This window comes from Rhizobium sp. P1_B8 (genome assembly GCF_056406515.1).
The window spans coordinates 272,633-288,619 of the sequence record NZ_JBFTZZ010000001.1; the positions used below are offsets into that span (position 1 = coordinate 272,633).

Annotated in this window: 15 protein-coding genes; 10 read left to right on the top strand and 5 right to left on the bottom strand. The window is 61.6% G+C overall.

All coding sequences use genetic code 11. From position 1 onward, the window contains the following. Positions 1 to 357 precede the first annotated feature (357 nt). Complete coding sequence (locus AC1D2N_RS01280; RefSeq protein ID WP_112906634.1) at positions 358 to 1,257, top strand: DMT family transporter; 900 nt, start codon at positions 358 to 360, stop codon at positions 1,255 to 1,257. A gap of 158 nt (positions 1,258 to 1,415) precedes the next feature. Here the strand turns inward: AC1D2N_RS01280 and AC1D2N_RS01285 are convergent, their stop codons facing one another. The 4 genes from AC1D2N_RS01285 to AC1D2N_RS01300 form a co-directional block, all read right to left on the bottom strand. After that, on the bottom strand, positions 1,416 to 3,149 hold the full coding sequence (locus AC1D2N_RS01285) for a DEAD/DEAH box helicase (RefSeq protein WP_130653557.1): 1,734 nt from the start codon (positions 3,147 to 3,149) through the stop codon (positions 1,416 to 1,418). A 246-nt stretch (positions 3,150 to 3,395) separates the two neighbouring features. Continuing rightward, the gene (locus AC1D2N_RS01290; protein ID WP_130652883.1) at positions 3,396 to 4,511 is read right to left on the bottom strand and encodes a DNA alkylation repair protein; all 1,116 of its coding nucleotides are present in this window, start codon (positions 4,509 to 4,511) and stop codon (positions 3,396 to 3,398) included. 14 nt (positions 4,512 to 4,525) lie between these two features. Further along, the gene (locus AC1D2N_RS01295; RefSeq protein ID WP_028733338.1) at positions 4,526 to 5,446 is read right to left on the bottom strand and encodes a hypothetical protein; all 921 of its coding nucleotides are present in this window, start codon (positions 5,444 to 5,446) and stop codon (positions 4,526 to 4,528) included. Positions 5,447 to 5,749: 303 nt separating this feature from the next. Beyond that, positions 5,750 to 6,058: a hypothetical protein gene (locus tag AC1D2N_RS01300; protein ID WP_065276685.1), complete on the bottom strand. Its 309-nt coding sequence runs from the start codon at positions 6,056 to 6,058 to the stop codon at positions 5,750 to 5,752. A 317-nt stretch (positions 6,059 to 6,375) separates the two neighbouring features. Between AC1D2N_RS01300 and AC1D2N_RS01305 the strand changes: the two genes are divergently transcribed. Beyond that, the gene (locus AC1D2N_RS01305) at positions 6,376 to 9,735 is read left to right on the top strand and encodes a PAS domain-containing hybrid sensor histidine kinase/response regulator (RefSeq protein WP_026230725.1); all 3,360 of its coding nucleotides are present in this window, start codon (positions 6,376 to 6,378) and stop codon (positions 9,733 to 9,735) included. Here AC1D2N_RS01305 and mnmC2 read toward each other — a convergent pair. Then, complete coding sequence (mnmC2, locus tag AC1D2N_RS01310) at positions 9,729 to 10,469, bottom strand: tRNA (5-methylaminomethyl-2-thiouridine)(34)-methyltransferase MnmC2 (protein ID WP_130652882.1); 741 nt, start codon at positions 10,467 to 10,469, stop codon at positions 9,729 to 9,731. The genes AC1D2N_RS01305 and mnmC2 overlap by 7 nt on opposite strands. Here mnmC2 and AC1D2N_RS01315 point away from each other — a divergent pair. From AC1D2N_RS01315 to AC1D2N_RS01350, 8 genes are all read left to right on the top strand, one after another. After that, positions 10,468 to 11,646, top strand: a complete 1,179-nt coding sequence (locus AC1D2N_RS01315) for an NAD(P)/FAD-dependent oxidoreductase (protein WP_130652881.1) — start codon at positions 10,468 to 10,470, stop codon at positions 11,644 to 11,646. The two genes, mnmC2 and AC1D2N_RS01315, sit on opposite strands and share 2 nt — an antisense overlap. Positions 11,647 to 11,760: 114 nt before the next feature. Continuing rightward, complete coding sequence (locus AC1D2N_RS01320; RefSeq protein WP_130652880.1) at positions 11,761 to 12,468, top strand: DUF1045 domain-containing protein; 708 nt, start codon at positions 11,761 to 11,763, stop codon at positions 12,466 to 12,468. Between the two features lie 115 nt (positions 12,469 to 12,583). Then, a complete protein-coding gene (puuE, locus tag AC1D2N_RS01325) occupies positions 12,584 to 13,507 on the top strand; it encodes an allantoinase PuuE (RefSeq protein WP_130652879.1) in 924 nt (307 codons plus the stop codon). Next, positions 13,507 to 14,007, top strand: a complete 501-nt coding sequence (gene uraD, locus AC1D2N_RS01330; protein ID WP_130729353.1) for a 2-oxo-4-hydroxy-4-carboxy-5-ureidoimidazoline decarboxylase — start codon at positions 13,507 to 13,509, stop codon at positions 14,005 to 14,007. Before puuE ends, uraD begins: the two co-directional genes overlap by 1 nt. Beyond that, a complete protein-coding gene (locus AC1D2N_RS01335; protein WP_130652877.1) occupies positions 14,004 to 14,366 on the top strand; it encodes a HepT-like ribonuclease domain-containing protein in 363 nt (120 codons plus the stop codon). Before uraD ends, AC1D2N_RS01335 begins: the two co-directional genes overlap by 4 nt. 4 nt (positions 14,367 to 14,370) lie before the next feature. Next, positions 14,371 to 14,871 (top strand): ureidoglycolate lyase, encoded by a 501-nt coding sequence (locus tag AC1D2N_RS01340; protein WP_032980743.1) that lies wholly within the window; start codon positions 14,371 to 14,373, stop codon positions 14,869 to 14,871. Further along, positions 14,868 to 15,224 carry a hydroxyisourate hydrolase gene (gene uraH / locus AC1D2N_RS01345; protein ID WP_003541961.1) on the top strand — a complete coding sequence of 119 codons (357 nt, stop codon included), beginning with the start codon at positions 14,868 to 14,870 and terminating at the stop codon, positions 15,222 to 15,224. The genes AC1D2N_RS01340 and uraH overlap by 4 nt, the downstream gene beginning before the upstream one ends. A gap of 3 nt (positions 15,225 to 15,227) precedes the next feature. Continuing rightward, a complete protein-coding gene (locus AC1D2N_RS01350) occupies positions 15,228 to 15,968 on the top strand; it encodes a metallophosphoesterase family protein (protein ID WP_130652876.1) in 741 nt (246 codons plus the stop codon). Positions 15,969 to 15,987: the final 19 nt, after the last annotated feature.

Sequence of the window (15,987 nt, forward strand, 5' to 3'; positions counted from 1 at the left end):
CCCCTTTTTGTTCATTTGAATACAACGCAAATGGCAATGCAAGAACCATGCGCAGTTCGAGGAAAAGATTTTGCGCTGCGGGAAACGGGTGAAAATCTGGGCATTTAAGGTGATGCGGGGCGGCATGGCGGATAATCAATCGCAAGGGCTGCGCAAAATCTGAGCATGTGACCGTTTTTCGTTCGGCCAGGGCGATCGAATATGGTCATGTGCGCGAGCTTCGGCGCCCTCCGTGGCAACCGCCATCCGGTCGTTGCATCAGCGAAATTTCAAATAAGCATCAACGCTTCGCTTTTGACTGCAGCCGCCGGGTGGGGCTATCAGCACGGCGAACCCTTCTCTCCCGAGCCATGCCCCATGTCTCTCGATCGCCTTGCCCCCGCCGTTTTCGTCCTGCTCTGGTCCACGGGCTGGGTGGTGGCGAAATACGCCTCGCTGCATTCCGAGCCCTTCACCTTTCTTTCGATACGCTATGCGCTGTCGGCGGCGGCATTCCTGGCGCTCTGCCTGGTGGTGCGGGCGCAATGGCCCAGCCGGGCGGCGACGCTGCGCGCCGTCTATTCCGGCTTCTTCCTGCATGGTTTCTATCTCGCCGGTCTCTGGTGGGCGATCGCCAATGGCGTGCCGGCCGGCATATCGGGCATCATCGCGGCGCTGCAGCCGTTGCTGACGGCGATGGCAGCTCCCTTCCTCATCGGCGAACGGCTGCAGCAGGCACAGAAGCTCGGCCTTGCTCTCGGCTTCATCGGCATTGCCATCGCCGTTTCGCCGAAGCTGCTCGATCCGGCGACCGCCGATCTCACGCATGCCGCCCTGCCGCTGGCGATCAACCTGGTCGCCATGGCGTCCGTCACCTACGGCACGCTCTATCAGAAGAAGCACCTGCAATCCGGCGACCTCAGAACCATCGCGACCTTGCAATATATCGGAGCACTGATCCTCACCCTGCCGCTTTCGCTGATCTTCGAGCATCAGCATTTCGACGGCGCCGCACAGGCCTATGGCGCGCTTGCCTGGTCGGTCTTCGGCCTGTCGATGGGCGGCGTCGGGCTGCTGCTTCATCTGATCCGTCGGGGCCAGGTGTCACGCGCCGCCTCGCTGATCTACCTGATGCCGCCAGCGGTCGCTCTAGAAGCCTTCATCGCCTTCGGAGAACCGCTGACCCTGCCATTGATCGTCGGCACCGTAGTGGTCGTGACAGGCGTCTATCTCACCAACCGCAAGGCGTTCAGCGAGCATAGGCCTGCGGAGGTTTAGAGCGCCGTGCGTCCTTTCGGACGCACAAAGGACGCTCTAACTCTTTGAATCTACGCATCGTGCTTTCCGAAAATCGATTCCGATTTTCGGGCCGATGCGCTGGATAACAAAAAGGCCGGAGATATCCCCGGCCTTTTTGATTTTCGATCGTTCAATTATCAGGCGCGTTCGCGGCGCTGGCCGCCGCCGTTGCGGGAGCCGGAGCCACCGCGACGGTTGCCGCCGTTGCCATCCCGGCGCGGTTCGCCGGCCTGGGCCTGCTGCGCGCCGCGGTCCTCGCCGTGCTTGCGGGCCGGACGGCCATGGGCGTGACGGCTGTTGCCGCGGTGATGACCGCTCGGTTCACCATTGGCATGGGCGCCGTGATGGGCCGGACGCTGTGGCTTTGCAGAGGAGCGGAAATCGGAGGTCGAGGCCAGATCGTTGTCGGGGCCGAGATCCGGGGTCGCTTCACCGCGGCGCTGACCGCGGAAATCCTCGTTGCGGCTGGTCGGGCGCTCCGGACGCGGACGACGCTCGTCGCCGCCGGCGCGGACTTCGCTGCCTTCACCTTCGCGGCGCGGGCGGCGTTCCTGACGGTTGCCGCGATGCTCCGAACGGTTCTGGTCGCCACGGCCTTCGCCACGACCCTGACCTTCGCGACCCTGGCCGCCATTACGGCTGCGGTTGTTGCCATTGCCGTTGGCACGGCGGGGTCCGCCGCTGATGTTGGCCGGCGGTTCGCCGCTTGCGACAGCGATGTCGATGCCCATCAGGCGCTCGATATCACGCAGCAGCTTGGCTTCGTCGGGAGCGCAGAAAGCGATGGCGATACCGTCGCGGCCGGCGCGCGCCGTGCGGCCGATGCGATGGACATAGGCGTCAGGCACCTCAGGCAGGTCGTAGTTGTAGACATGGCTGACAGCAGGGATGTCAATGCCGCGGGCGGCGACGTCGGTGGCAATCAGCGTCTTGATGCTGCCGTCGCGGAAGGCCTTCAGCGCCCGCTCGCGCTGGCCCTGGCTCTTGTTGCCGTGGATCGAGGCGACGGAATAGCCGATATTCTCGAGATGCTTCATCAGCTTCTCCGCACCGTGCTTGGTGCGCAGGAAGACCATGGCGCGGCCGTCAGGGTTTTCGGTCAGCGACTTGCGGAGCAGTTCCGTCTTGTCGTTCTTGCCGCCGACGAAATGGACGTACTGTTCGACCTTGTCGGCAGCCTTACCCGGGGGCGTGACTTCGACCTTGACGGGATCGACGAGATATTCGCCGGCGAGATCGGCGATCGCCTTCGGCATGGTGGCCGAGAAGAGCATGGTCTGGCGCTTTTTCGGCACCATCTTGGCGATCTTGCGCAGATCATGCACGAAGCCGAGGTCGAGCATCTGGTCGGCTTCGTCGAGCACGAGATAGCGGACCGTGGTCAGCGTGATCGCGCGGCGATTGACGAGGTCGAGCAGGCGGCCCGGCGTGGCGACGAGGATGTCGGTGCCCTTTTCGAGCTGAAGCTGCTGCTTGTTGATCGAGACGCCGCCGACGACGACGTTGATGCGCAGCGACGACTTGCGGATGAACTTCTTCAGGCTCTCGGCGATCTGGTTCACCAGTTCGCGGGTTGGCGCCAGGATCAGCGTGCGCGTCGTGCGGTTGTCGGGACGCCGCTCGTCGGCGAGCAGCTTTTCAATCAGCGGCAGGCCGAAAGCGGCGGTTTTGCCGGTGCCGGTCTGGGCAAGGCCGATCAGGTCGCGGCCTTCGAGGAGGAGGGGAATGGCATGTTCCTGGATGGGCGTCGGCGTCTCGATGCCGAGCTGGAACAAAGTAGCGACGATCGGCTTGGAGACACCAAGCGATTCAAAATTAGTCAAGGTATAACCTTTCGGGGCGCCACAATGACTATCGCCGGAACGCACCATGCGATCCGGTTTCATTCTGGCGTCAAGAACCCCGCGTGAAGTGGGAACTTGTGAGTTGGAAAAAGCTTTCCAGCGCTTCTGGCCGCTCATGGGAGTGCGGCGCTCTATCGAAATGCGCTTTTGTCCCTTCTTCCTGCGTCTGTATTTTTCAGCAGGGGCACGCTCACGCGGCGGCCGGAAGGGTGAAAGCTGACCCGCATTTGGGCTAGTTCGCGTGGAAAGTCAAGTGCAGTGCACAAGAAAGCCTCAAGCCGGGTCAGGGGAGGGCATGACGAGGACGAAGCTTTGCGATGCGGTCTCAACGCCGTTGACGAGGATGGCGATGCGATGTTCGCCTGGATAATAGCGTCGCGTCGTGATTGGCCGCATCGCGTGGCGGCGCCCAATTGTATGGCTTTGCCCCGGAGCGAGCATTATTGCCTTGCACTTGAAGACCTTGGGTGAGAGCGAACCGTCGCTCTTCATATGGTGAATGGCGTAGTCGATCATCAGCGACTGCGCTCGCTCGCCGGCGTTTGTTACCAGGATTTCGAAATCCAGCCCTTCGCCGAACATCACCTCAGCATTCCGGAGCCGCAGTTCGCATTCGAGCGAAGCGGCCGCGGCGAAGCCGAAATTGGCGAGCGCCTGCGCGTGGCCTTTCTTCAGAAGCGTGCGCGAGGCGTGTTTCAGCAGCCAGCGACGTTCGGATGAAGCGCCGTCGATATGACTGGCGATGAAGGCGGCGACCAGGTCCGGGTGGTCCTTGGCGACGTCGTTCAGGCTGTTGGCCACGGAGCGGCGCACATAATCTTCCGGATCATCCATCAGCGCGGTCAGGATAGGCAGGATCGGCGCTGGATTCTTCACGAGCTGCGGCAGACGCATCGCCCAAGGCAGGCGCGGCCGCGTTCCTTCGCTCGCCAGCCGTCGCACATGCTGATCGGGATCGTCGACCCAGCCTGAAATGATGGCCAGCGCGCGCTGCTGGTCGCGGTGGATAAAGGGGCGGATGCCGTATTCGGCTGTGAAATGCGGCGTCAGCGACTTCAGGAGAGCAAGACCGAGATCGAAGTGATCGGGGCCGCGTGCGGCGATGAACTGATTGACCGGCAGCAGCATCCAGCCGGTGAGCCCCGGCCTGCCGGCGGCGGGCAGGCTCGCCTTGAGCATGGCTGCGGCCTCTCGGAAATCACCGGGAAGTGTTGCAAACAGTGCGTCGCGGATCAGGGCCGAGCGCTCCATCAGCTCCAACGCGGTGAGGCCCTCGGTCGCCAGCGTCACGAAGCGGCTTTTATCGAAAGTCGGCGCGTTGCCGGCAATGCGGTCGGCCATATCGCCGACCAATGCCTCATGCAGCAGGTTCTTGAGCGGTTCCGGCATGCTGGTCCTCCTACTTATCTGGCGGCCGCGAACGTTAAGTTCGGGTAGAGCCGTTTAGCGACGGCGCGCCTCATGGCGATAGCCAGATCGTCGTGGAAGATTTCCAGCGCTTTGCTCGCCTCCTTTGGTGCGAGCCAACCGTCAGCAAGACGCCAGCGGCGGAAGAACAGCCAGTCAAGTTCGGCCCGGCGTAGGAACTCCAAACCTCTTCTTGCCTGTTCAGGAGTGTCGGGTGGGCCTATAGAGGCGTTCGGCCCATACTTAGCGCGCGTCTCCTCTGCAGCTGACGCACTTCGCTTCACTGCGGCCGTAACATCCGTGTTGGTGATGGTGACAAGCTTGTCCATTTCGGCGCGGATATCAGCTGGTATCGTAGCGAGCGCTTGCTCGACGGCATCAGAGAAACGGGGATCGGAGTTGAAATCCATTTCCCATTCCTCTGGCCAGTCTCGCCAGAAGACGGTTTCAGCAATCTCGGTCCAACGGCCTTCGGTCAGTAACCCCAATGCCCGAAGGACCGTCAAAACCTCGGATGTTGCGAACGCGGGACCAAGACCGTTAGCAGCAGCGATGTTCGGTGGAGGCGGAGGTGGTGCGCCTATCCGGTAAATGCCCCAGTCACCCGTCGCTAGAGGCACACTGCCGTCAGGCAAGCGATAAAATAGCAACCTCTGCTGTGCCGCCAGTCGAAGCACTGAGACGCATAGGTCGTCCCAACGCGGCAACTCGTCAGGTAGTCGGGCATTCTTACGCGGGATCGTACCTCTGCTGGTTTCATCAGCCTGACCAAGCGCCACCAGAGCTTCGCAACCGATCTGATAGGCCGTTAGGAACATATGGTCCCATCCGTCTTCCTCATCGTTGCGAGGGAGGTTTCGGGATAGGAAATCGACGACGTCGGCCGCCCAACCGGCAGCCGGGATGTTCGCGGCCATTCCGTCTCTGCCCCTCTGCATGCTTAACGTCCGGCTGAATGCTTGAAATGCGATCGATAGCGAAAGCAAGATGCATGAACGCTACGAGCGGGTTACTAGCTGCCTTTTGCGATATTTGACAGAGCGACGAACAAATTGCCAATCGAGGATTTAGCGCGGAATTGTTGCTCTGGCATTGTGGAGCAAGGCGTTTTATCGAATTGAGTGATGTCGCGTGCATTGCGTTACCGGCATTGATGCCGAAGCTCATTGTTGCTTTGCCCCGGCGCCGCCGGAGGTCAAGCGGCGCCGGCTGCGGTTTTCCTATTCCGGGCAGACTTTGACGCGGTAGGGCTCGCCCCAGCGATCGTGCCGCCATTCGATATGGCAATATGACGGCCGGTAATAGGTCCTATAGACGGGATAGGGGCGATAAACAGGGTAAGCCGGATAGACCGGGTAGGCGGGACGGGCGGCCTCCGACAGCAGGGCGCCGCCAACGACGCCGGCGGCAAGGCCGCCCCAGAAGGCATCGCGTGGACGGGCATCGGCGGTGGTGGCGGTGGCGAGCGAGGCGCCGGCGAAGGTCAGGGCGATCAGGCCCGTCGCCATGGTCTTATGAAAAACGGACATGGTATTTTCCTTTCATGGGCATGGCTTCCATAAAGCCATGCCGAGACTCGGCCCGGATCGCGGCGGCGCAATGGCCGCGCAAGCGGCTCCGGCATTAAATTTTCGTCATGATTTCAAGGGATCCCGACGTCGAAAGAATTATTGCGGGCGTTCTTTCAGTCTCGTGCAAGCCGGGGCTGGTAATCTCGAATTATCTTCAGCTTGGTGAGCCGGCTCGTAAAATTCCGCTGTCGAAATTTATGGTTAAAACCTTGTTAAAAGCCTTGGCGTTATAGTTTTTGTAGTCGATATTTCATTCATTGCGGGAGCGATATTTTTTGAAATCAGCCGGGGAACTTTTGGAGTTGGCTTGTCGCCGGATCGCTGATCTGGATACCCCGGCCTATGTCAAGAACAGCGAGTTACGCTATGTCGCCGTCAACGAGGCCTATGCCCGTTTTCTGGGTCGCGAAATCTCCGATTTCATCGGCAGGCGCAGCCGCGAGCTTCTCGACCGTCCCGAGGAAGAGGATCGTGAGGACAAGGAGCGCCGCGCGCTGGTATTCGGCACTGAGGAAAACGCAATCTGCTTCGATGCGGCGGGCCTCAGCCATGAACGCATCCAGATAGAAAGCTTTTCGCCATCGCTGGACCGGGCTTACGTGCTCGGCATTTTCGAAGTGCGCGCCGCGCCGCGCCGCGCCGCCGACGATAGCGACGACGCCGCCGATTTCGCCCGCGTGCGCGAGGCGCTGGAACAGCTCGACCATCCGATTGGCATATTTGCCGAGGATGGCCGGCCGCTGGTCGTCAACGCCGCCTATCGCAACGACGCAAAGCCTGCGGCTGTCAGCGACACGGCCTGGCACGAGAGCGTCAATGAGCTCGACCTGCTGCGGACCATCCTGGAGGACCTCCCGGTCGCGGCCTTCGTGCGCGACGAGAAGCATCGCCTCGTCTATGCCAATCAATATTACGAAACCTTCAGCGGCCATAGCCGTTCTCGGGTCCTTGGGATGACCGAATACGAAATGTTCGGTCCGGAAGGGGGCGAGGCGATCTACCAGGAAAACCTGCTGGCGTTGGAGGGAGGCAAGTCGAAGGAGATCGAAAGCCTGCTGCCGAGCAAGGACGGCCATATCTATTCCGTCCTCTCGCGCGTCAACCGCGTCGTAACAGCGGATGGTCGGCCCTATGTCGTCGGCTCCTTTTCAGACATCTCACCACTCAAGGAACGAGAGAAGGCGCTGATCGAGGCGCAGAAGCAGGAAGAGGTGCTGCACCGGGATATCGAGAATATCCTACGCTCGCTTCCGATCGGCGTGCTGATCCTCGATAACGACCACCGGATCCTCTCCGTCAACGACGAGTTCTACAGCATCTGGGAGTTGCCGCTCGACGATCCCTTCGACGGCCGCCCCTTCATCGACGTCATCCGCCGCAATTATGAGCTCGGTCGCTACGACGGCACACAGACGCCCGAGGAAATCTACGCTTTTCGCAAGCACCTGTTCGAAACCGAGGAGCCCGAGCCGATCGAGCTCGGCTGGGCGGGTGGCAAATCCGTCATATTCGACAGCCGCCGTATCTCAAACGACCGGATACTGCTGACCTATGCCGACATCACGGCAGTGCGTGAGCGGGAAAATGAGGTCCACGAGGCCCGTGCCGCGCTGGAGCATCTCGGCGAGATGATGCGCGACGCGACACACGCCATGCCGCAGGGCCTCGCCATCGTCCAGGACGGCATTATCAAGATGTCTAATGAGGCGCTGGCTCATATCCTGGAGATTCCCGCCACCTATATCGAGACCGGGCAAGGTTGGCTCGGCATGTTCGAGTTCTGCGCTGCGCGCGGCGACTTCCACGAGGACGCGGCCGAGATTCTGCAGGGTTGGCGCGACAATATCGCGGCGAGGTTGCCCATCTCCACTGCCTTCCATGTCGGCGGCGAGCGCTGGGTGAACATGGATGCAACGGTCAGCCGGGGACAGCATTGGGTGGCGCTTTTTACCGATGTCACCGAACTCAAGAGCCGCGAAGAGGAACTGCGCCAGTTGCTGTCGCGCGCCGAAGCAGCCGACCGCGCCAAATCCGAATTCCTCGCCAATATGAGCCACGAGATTCGCACACCGATGAACGGCGTGCTTGGGATGGCGGAACTGCTTGCCAAGACCAATCTCGATACGCGCCAGAAGACCTTCGTCGATATCATCGTCAAGTCGGGCAATGCGCTGCTGACGATCATCAACGATATCCTCGACTTCTCGAAGATCGATGCCGGGCAGATGAAACTGCGCAAAGCCGCCTTCGATATCACCGAAGCGGTGGAGGACGTAGCGACACTCTTGTCCTCGCACGCCGCCGAGAAGAACATCGAGCTCCTGGTGCGAGCCGCGCCCGATTTGCCCGCTGCGGTCATTGGCGACGCCGGGCGCTTCCGCCAGATCGTCACCAATCTCGTCGGCAACGCCGTCAAGTTCACCGAGCGCGGCCATGTCTTTGTCGATGTCGGCTTCCAGCCGGCCGCCGGCGGCGAGATCATGGCGAGTATCCGCATCGAGGATACTGGTATCGGCATTCCGCCGGAGAAGCTCGAATCGGTCTTCGACAAGTTCTCGCAGGTGGACGCCTCATCGACCCGGCGGCATGAGGGTACAGGCCTCGGTCTTGCGATCACCGCCGGGCTCGTCGACCTCTTCGGCGGTTATCTCAATGTCGAGAGCGAATGGGGCAAGGGTTCGGTCTTCACCGTCAACCTGCCGTTTGCGGTTGCGGCCGCCCGCCTTGAGCCGAAGCCGTTGCCGATCAACGTGCAGGGTGCGCGCATCCTCGTCGTCGACGACAATGAAGTGAACCGGCGAATCCTGACCGAACAGCTGTCCCTTTGGGGCTTCGACGGCGTGGCCGCCGAAGGCGGCGGTACCGGTCTTGCGATTCTGGAGGCGGCGGCCAATCTCGGCGTCACCGTCGATGCCGTCGTGCTCGATTATCACATGCCCGATATGAACGGCGCCGATGTCGCGCGCAGGCTACGAGCCGATCCCCGCTTCGTCGAACTGCCGATCATCTTCCTGACGTCGATGGATATTTCCGGCACGGAAAAGGAATTCGCGGCGCTGAACGGCCACGCGCATCTGATGAAGCCGGCGCGCGCCAACGTGCTGCGCAACACGGTCGTCGAGGTGGTGCGCGCCAGCCGCGTCAAGCAGGCATCCGAGGCCGAGATTGCCCGGCTGCAGACGGAAGTGGCCGTGCAGGCGCCCGCGCCTGCGCCGCAGAAGCGAACCGCTGAATTCGTCGACGTGCTCGTCGCCGAGGACAACGAGGTCAACCAGATCGTCTTCACACAGATCCTGCAAGGCACGGGTCTTTCCTTCCTCGTCGTCGACAATGGCGAGGAGGCGGTCGCCGCCTGGGAGCGGTATACGCCGCGCATTATCATGATGGACGTCTCAATGCCCGTCATGAACGGCCATCAGGCGACCCAGACGATCCGCGCGCGCGAAAACGGGCAGGGGCACCGGGTGCCGATCATCGGCGTCACCGCCCATGCGCTCGAAAGCGACCGCGAGCTCTGCCTCGATGCCGGCATGGACGACTACATGTCGAAGCCAATCAGTCCCGAGCTGCTCGAGGAAAAAATCCGCCAGTGGCTCGGAACGAGCGAGCAGCAGCCGGAGCGCACCAGCTACTGATCTGCGCGCTGACTGGGGGATGCCTTGATGCCACAGAGCATTTCGCGCTTGCCGGCGAAGCCCTGGCGGCGCTCGACGGCAAAACCCGCGGCGATGAGATTGCGGCGCACGAAGCCGGCCGCCGCATAGGTGGCGAAAGTGCCGCCGGCTGCGCTTTTCTCACAGACGAGCCGCATCAGTTCCTCCGACCACATATCGCTGTTGCGCGACGGGGCGAAGCCGTCGAGATACCAGGCGTCGAAGTCGTCTTCGGCTGCCGCGACGCCGTCCAAGGCATAGCCGCATACGACGCTGAGCGTCGTCTGGGCGTCGAGATCGAGTCGCACGATACCGACCGGTATTTCCGGCCAAGCCGCCGTCAGCACCTGACGTTCGGCATCGATCTCCGGCCAGTGCGACAGCGCCCGGCCGATTTCTTCGCCGCGCATCGGGTGGAGTTCGAAGGAGGTGAAATGCAGGTGCTGGCCGTCGGCACGGTGGAGCTTCCATTGCCGCCAGGTTTCGGCGAAGTTCAGGCCGGTGCCGAAGCCGAGTTCTCCGATCCGGAATCTCTGCCCGTTCCAGCGTTCCGGCAGGCCGTTACCGGCGAGAAAAACGTGGCCGCATTCCAGCCGCCCATCGGTCTGGCAATAAAAATGATCGCCAAAGGCGGTGGAATAGGGCATATCGCCGTCGCGCCATTCGAGCGGCTGCGGCGCGCCCGCGCCAATCTGATCGGGGTTCACGTCTGTCATGGAAAAAGCCGATAGTCCTCAGCCGGTCTCAGGTCAATCATCCTCAGAATTGCTGATCGTCGGCGGCGGCATCATGGGGCTCTGGGCGGCCGTCCATGCCGAGCGCCGGGGCATCCGTACTCTTGTTGCTGACGCCGGCAGGTTGGGCGAAGGTGCAAGCGGCGGCCTGCTCGGCGCGCTGATGCCGCATATGCCGGACCGATGGTCGGAGAAGAAGCAGTTCCAGTTCGATGCACTGGTCTCGCTCGAAGCCGAAATCACAGCGCTCGAAGCCGAGACCGGGCTTTCCGCCGGGTATAACAGGTCCGGACGGCTGATCCCGCTGCCGAAGCCGCATCTCAAAAAAATAGCGCGCGGCCATTTCGAGGACGCTGAACAGCATTGGCGGGTGGGCGAGCGCCGCTTCCATTGGCATGTGCTCGACAGGCCACCGGTCAACGGCTGGATCGAGGCGTCCGCCGGCGAGAGCGGCTTCGTGCACGACACGCTCGCCGCGCGCGTTGCGCCCCGCTTGCTGATCGCAGCGCTTATCGCCTTCCTTCGGCGAGCAAAGCATGTTCGTATCCTGGAGCATGCGACGGTTGCGTGCCTTGACCCTGATCGCGGCACGACCGAAATCAACGGTGAAACGATCGCTTTCAGTCACTGCATCGTGGCCGCCGGCCATCGCTCCTTTCCATTGCTGCAAGAACTGACGCCGGGGCTGAAACAACCGCTCGGCCAGCCGGTCAAGGGGCAGGCAGCACTGTTGAAAGCCGATATTGACCCGGCGCTGCCGACGATCTTTCTCGACGGGCTCTATGTCATCGCGCATGAGGGCGGGCACGTGGCAATCGGCAGCACCAGCGAGAACAGTTTTGACGATCCCAGCTCGACCGACGCCCAGCTCGACGTGCTGATCGAGGCGGCGCGCGGCATCGTGCCGACGCTTCGCGACGCTCCCGTTGTCGAGCGCTGGGCCGGGCTTCGTCCGAAGGCGATCGACCGGGATCCAATGATCGGCCGCCATCCCGATCACCGGCGCCTGATCGCGCTGACCGGCGGCTTCAAGGTCAGCTTCGGCCTCGCCCACCGGCTGGCGGAGGCGGCGATATGTATCGCAGGCGATACAGACTGCGGATTTCTGCTGCCGGAAAGCTTCGCAATTTCAAGCCACATCGCCGCGGCTTCACGTTAAACGTGAATTAGGCGGCGCTGCGTTTCGTTATTCTGTCATGCAAATCACCTATCTGCTTGCGCATCGACAGCGCCGGATCTCACCGGCGCTCACTTCCTTGATGGAGGAAATTGCATGCGCTATGCCATTTGCTTCACGCCGCCGGCGAGCGATCCGCTGTCGCTCGTGGCCGCCAATTGGCTTGGCCGAAACGTGTTTTCGGGCGATATGATGGAGCCTCCGGCAGTCCGTGGCCTCGGCATTCACGAGATCGCCTTCCATACCGCCGTGCCGCGGCGCTACGGATTTCACGGCGTTTTGAAGGCGCCGTTCCACTTGTCCCGCGACATGCCCGAATCGCAACTCCTGCGCGATCTGATGCGTTTTTCCGGGACCTTTGTTCCCTTCCAGATTCCGCGCATCGAAGTCGCCCGGCTCGGCAATTTCTACAGCCTGCTGCCGAGCACTCCCTGCGAGCAGATCCAGTATCTCGCTTCGGCGATCGTGCAGGAATTCGATCGTTTCCGCGCGCCGCTCAGCGAGGCTGAGATCGAACGCAGCGATCCGGACGGGCTATCGGCGACGCAATTTGCCAATCTGCATCGCTGGGGCAATCCCTACGTGATGGAGGAATTCCGCTTTCATATGCCGGTGACGGGTCCCGTCAACGCGATCGACATGCCGCGCCTCGAGCCGGTGTTGCGGACAATCTTCGAGCCTGTCCTCACCGAGCCTGTCACGGTTTCGAACGTGGCGCTGATGATAGAGGAGGGCACCGGCGGCCCTTTCCGCGTTCACTCGCTGCATCCGATGGGCAAGGTCAGCGCGCGCAAAATCGCCTAAGGATGCTGATGAGCTAAAGCCTTGTGCCGCAAAGGCAAAATCCGGCCGAGCAGTTTCCGTCTCGACATTCCGGCTGCGGATGCTACCGTTCCCCGTCTTTTCAGAAGGTGATTTGATGGTATCCGAGACTTATCCGCGCAATCTCGTTGGTTACGGGCGTCTGACGCCCGATCCGAAATGGCCGGACGAGGCACGCGTCGCCGTGCAGTTCGTCATCAACTACGAGGAGGGCGGCGAAAGCTCGATCCTCGACGGCGATCCAGCTTCCGAAAACCTGCTGTCGGAGATCGTCGGTGCGGCCGCCTGGCCAGGGCAGCGCAACCTCAACATGGAATCGATCTACGAATATGGTTCGCGTGCCGGCTTCTGGCGGCTTTGGCGCATGTTCACCGATCTCAAGGTGCAGGCGACCGTCTACGGCGTGACGCTGGCGATGGCCCGCAACCCCGAGGCCGTTGCCGCGATGAAGGAGGCCGGCTGGGAGATCGCCAGCCACGGCTACCGGTGGCTGGAATATAAGGATTTTCCCGAAGATCTGGAGCGCAAACATATCCTCGAAGCCGTGCGACTGCACACCGAACTCACCGGCGTGCGGCCCTACGGCATGTATCAGGGCAAGCCTTCCGACAACACGCTGCGACTGGTGCAGGAGGAGGGCGGTTTCCTTTATTCCTCCGATTCCTACGCCGACGACCTGCCTTACTGGGTGAAGGGCGTCGACGGGAAACCCTTCCTGATCATTCCGTATACGCTTGAAACCAATGATATGCGATTTGCGACGCCGCAGGGCTTCAATGCCGGCGATCAGTTCTTCACCTATATGAAGGATGCCTTCGATACGCTTTATGAGGAAGGCAAGACGGGCAGCCCGAAGATGCTGTCAGTCGGCCTGCATTGCCGCCTCGTCGGACGTCCCGGCCGGGCAGCGGCGCTGAAACGCTTCATCGAATATGTGCTGAAGCACGACAATGTCTGGATTCCACGCCGCATCGAGATCGCCGAACACTGGCACAAGCACCATCAGCCGGAAGCGCTTTGATGGTGTCGCGCGAGGATTTCGTCTCCCGCTTCGGCGGCGTCTTTGAACATTCGCCTTTCATCGCCGAGCGCGCCTATGACGCCGGCCCCGTGATGGAGCCGCTGACGGCGGCCGGCGTGCATGCGTCGCTAACCGCCATCTTCCGCGCGGCAAGCCCGCAGGAGCGTCTCGGCGTGCTCAACGCCCATCCTGACCTTGCTGGGCGCCTCGCGATATCGGGCGAACTCACCGAGGACAGCCGGAAGGAGCAGGCCGGCGCCGGTCTCGATCGCTTGAGCCCAGCCGAGTATGCCCGATTCACCGAACTCAATTCGATCTATGTCGAAAAATTCGGCTTTCCCTTCATCATCGCCGTCAAGGGGCTTGGCAAGGACGATATCCTGTCGGCGTTCGAAACACGGATCGGCAATGATCGGCATGAGGAATTTGTGACCGCGACGGCGCAGGTCGAACGGATCGCGCTGCTGCGGCTGACATCGATGCTGCCGGAGGCTGAATGAAAGAGCGGCGCGCCATCGACTATCTCAATGAAATGTATGAGGCGGCATCCGAAGCGCTGTCTTTCGTCGGCGGAATGGATGAGGCGGCGTTCGCCGGGGACAAGCTCACCTTCAAGGCTGTTGCCTTCTGCCACTTCACCATCGGTGCGGCGGCGTCCCGACTGCTCGTCAACCATCCGGAATTTGCGACTGAGCATCCCGATCTGCCATGGACGAGAATCTGTGGCATGGGTAACCTTATCCTCGAGGAAGTCTTCGATCTCAGTCCGTCGAACATATGGGAGGCGACCTATCGCACGCTGCCGGAGCTTCTTTCCGCGATCGATGCGGTCCGTTACTGGCATGCCCAAGGCGAATGAAGCCATGTCCGAATTTCTCGAGATCCGCCCGCTCACCAAATCCGCCTTCGCTCCCTTCGGCGAGGTGATTGAGGCCGATCCGGCCTCGATGCGGTTCATCAATGGCGGCACGACGGAGCGTTTTCATGCGCTGGCCACCGCTGATGCGACGGGCGAGGGCGCAGGCGTCATCATCAACCTCTTTCGCGGACAGCCGCGCAGCTTCCCCTATGACGTCGGGATGATGGAGCGCCACCCCCTCGGCAGCCAGAGTTTCTCGCCGGTCTCGGGCCGTCCTTTTCTCGTCGTCGTCTCCGAGGACGAGAACGGCCGCCCGGGCAGGCCGCAGGTGTTTCTGGCGCGCGGCGACCAGGGCGTAAACTACCGCCGCAATGTCTGGCATCATCCGCTGATGGCGCTCGACCAAGCCTCAGACTTCCTGGTCGTCGACCGCGACGGGCCAGGCAACAATCTGGAAGAATTCTTCTTCGAAGCCCCTTTTATCATCAAAGAGCCAGCCCCATGACCGGACTGACCACGCATGTTCTCGACACCGCCCTCGGCAAGCCGGCCGAGGGCCTGAGGATCGATCTTTTTCAGCTCGACGGCGAGATTCGCAGGCATCTGAAGACGGTCGAGACCAATGCCGACGGCCGGGTTGATGGCGGCCCTATCCTCATTGGCGAAAATTTTCGAGCCGGTACCTATGAGCTGGTCTTCCACGCCGGCGATTATCTGAGGGCGAGCGGCACGCCTCTGCCGCATCCGGCCTTCCTCGATCTCGTGCCGATCCGCTTCGGCATTGCCGACGTCACGGCGCATTACCATGTGCCGCTGCTGATTTCGCCCTATGGCTATTCTACCTATCGAGGGAGCTAAAAAATGCGGTTTGCGGCAATTGCCGATATCCACGGAAACCATCTGGCGCTCGAGGCGGTGCTTGCGGATATTCGTGCACAGGGCATCGAGGAGATCGTCAATCTCGGCGATTTCTTTAGCGGGCCGCTCGAAGCCGGCAAGACGGCAGACTTGCTGATGCCGCTCGGCCTGACCTCGATCCGCGGCAATCACGACCGCTACCTGATCGAACAGGATCCGGCGGCGCTGCATGTTTCGGATGCCGCCGCTTATCACCAATTGTCGCCAGCCCATCTCGATTGGATCCGTAGTCTTCCATTCGATACCGTCTATTGCGATGAGGTCTATCTCTGCCATGCGACGCCGAAGGACGACAATCTCTACTGGCTGGAATCCGTTTCGCCGGAGGGTTTCGTCTTCCTGAAGCCGATCGAGGCAATCGAGGCGCTGGCCGACGGCATCGACCTGCCGCTGATCCTTTGCGGCCACAGCCACATCCCCCGCGCTATCAGGCTTTCCGACGGCCGTCTCATCGTCAACCCCGGCAGCGTCGGCTGCGCGGCCTATGACGACGAGCTGCCCTATTACCACAAGGTGGAAGTCGGCCATCCGCTGGCGAGCTACGCCATTCTGGAAAAGACGGCGGCCGGATGGATATGGCAGTTCCGAACGGTCGCCTATGACCATATGGCGATGTCAGCACTGGCCACCGAAAGGGGCCGTGCCGACTGGGCAGGCGCGCTGGCAACGGGTTGGGTGAGATAGAGCATGATGCCGAAAAGTA

Excerpts from the sequence above, each read along its gene's own strand:
- AC1D2N_RS01280 (WP_112906634.1), top strand. The coding sequence starts at position 358 with ATGTCTCTCGATCGCCTTGCCCCCGCCGTTTTCGTCCTGCTCTGGTCC.
- AC1D2N_RS01285 (WP_130653557.1), bottom strand. The coding sequence starts at position 3,149 with ATGGTGCGTTCCGGCGATAGTCATTGTGGCGCCCCGAAAGGTTATACC.
- AC1D2N_RS01290 (WP_130652883.1), bottom strand. The coding sequence starts at position 4,511 with ATGCCGGAACCGCTCAAGAACCTGCTGCATGAGGCATTGGTCGGCGAT.
- AC1D2N_RS01295 (WP_028733338.1), bottom strand. The coding sequence starts at position 5,446 with ATGGCCGCGAACATCCCGGCTGCCGGTTGGGCGGCCGACGTCGTCGAT.
- AC1D2N_RS01300 (WP_065276685.1), bottom strand. The coding sequence starts at position 6,058 with ATGTCCGTTTTTCATAAGACCATGGCGACGGGCCTGATCGCCCTGACC.
- AC1D2N_RS01315 (WP_130652881.1), top strand. The coding sequence starts at position 10,468 with ATGGAAAAAGCCGATAGTCCTCAGCCGGTCTCAGGTCAATCATCCTCA.
- mnmC2 (WP_130652882.1), bottom strand. The coding sequence starts at position 10,469 with ATGACAGACGTGAACCCCGATCAGATTGGCGCGGGCGCGCCGCAGCCG.
- AC1D2N_RS01320 (WP_130652880.1), top strand. The coding sequence starts at position 11,761 with ATGCGCTATGCCATTTGCTTCACGCCGCCGGCGAGCGATCCGCTGTCG.
- puuE (WP_130652879.1), top strand. The coding sequence starts at position 12,584 with ATGGTATCCGAGACTTATCCGCGCAATCTCGTTGGTTACGGGCGTCTG.
- uraD (WP_130729353.1), top strand. The coding sequence starts at position 13,507 with ATGGTGTCGCGCGAGGATTTCGTCTCCCGCTTCGGCGGCGTCTTTGAA.
- AC1D2N_RS01335 (WP_130652877.1), top strand. The coding sequence starts at position 14,004 with ATGAAAGAGCGGCGCGCCATCGACTATCTCAATGAAATGTATGAGGCG.
- AC1D2N_RS01340 (WP_032980743.1), top strand. The coding sequence starts at position 14,371 with ATGTCCGAATTTCTCGAGATCCGCCCGCTCACCAAATCCGCCTTCGCT.
- uraH (WP_003541961.1), top strand. The coding sequence starts at position 14,868 with ATGACCGGACTGACCACGCATGTTCTCGACACCGCCCTCGGCAAGCCG.
- AC1D2N_RS01350 (WP_130652876.1), top strand. The coding sequence starts at position 15,228 with ATGCGGTTTGCGGCAATTGCCGATATCCACGGAAACCATCTGGCGCTC.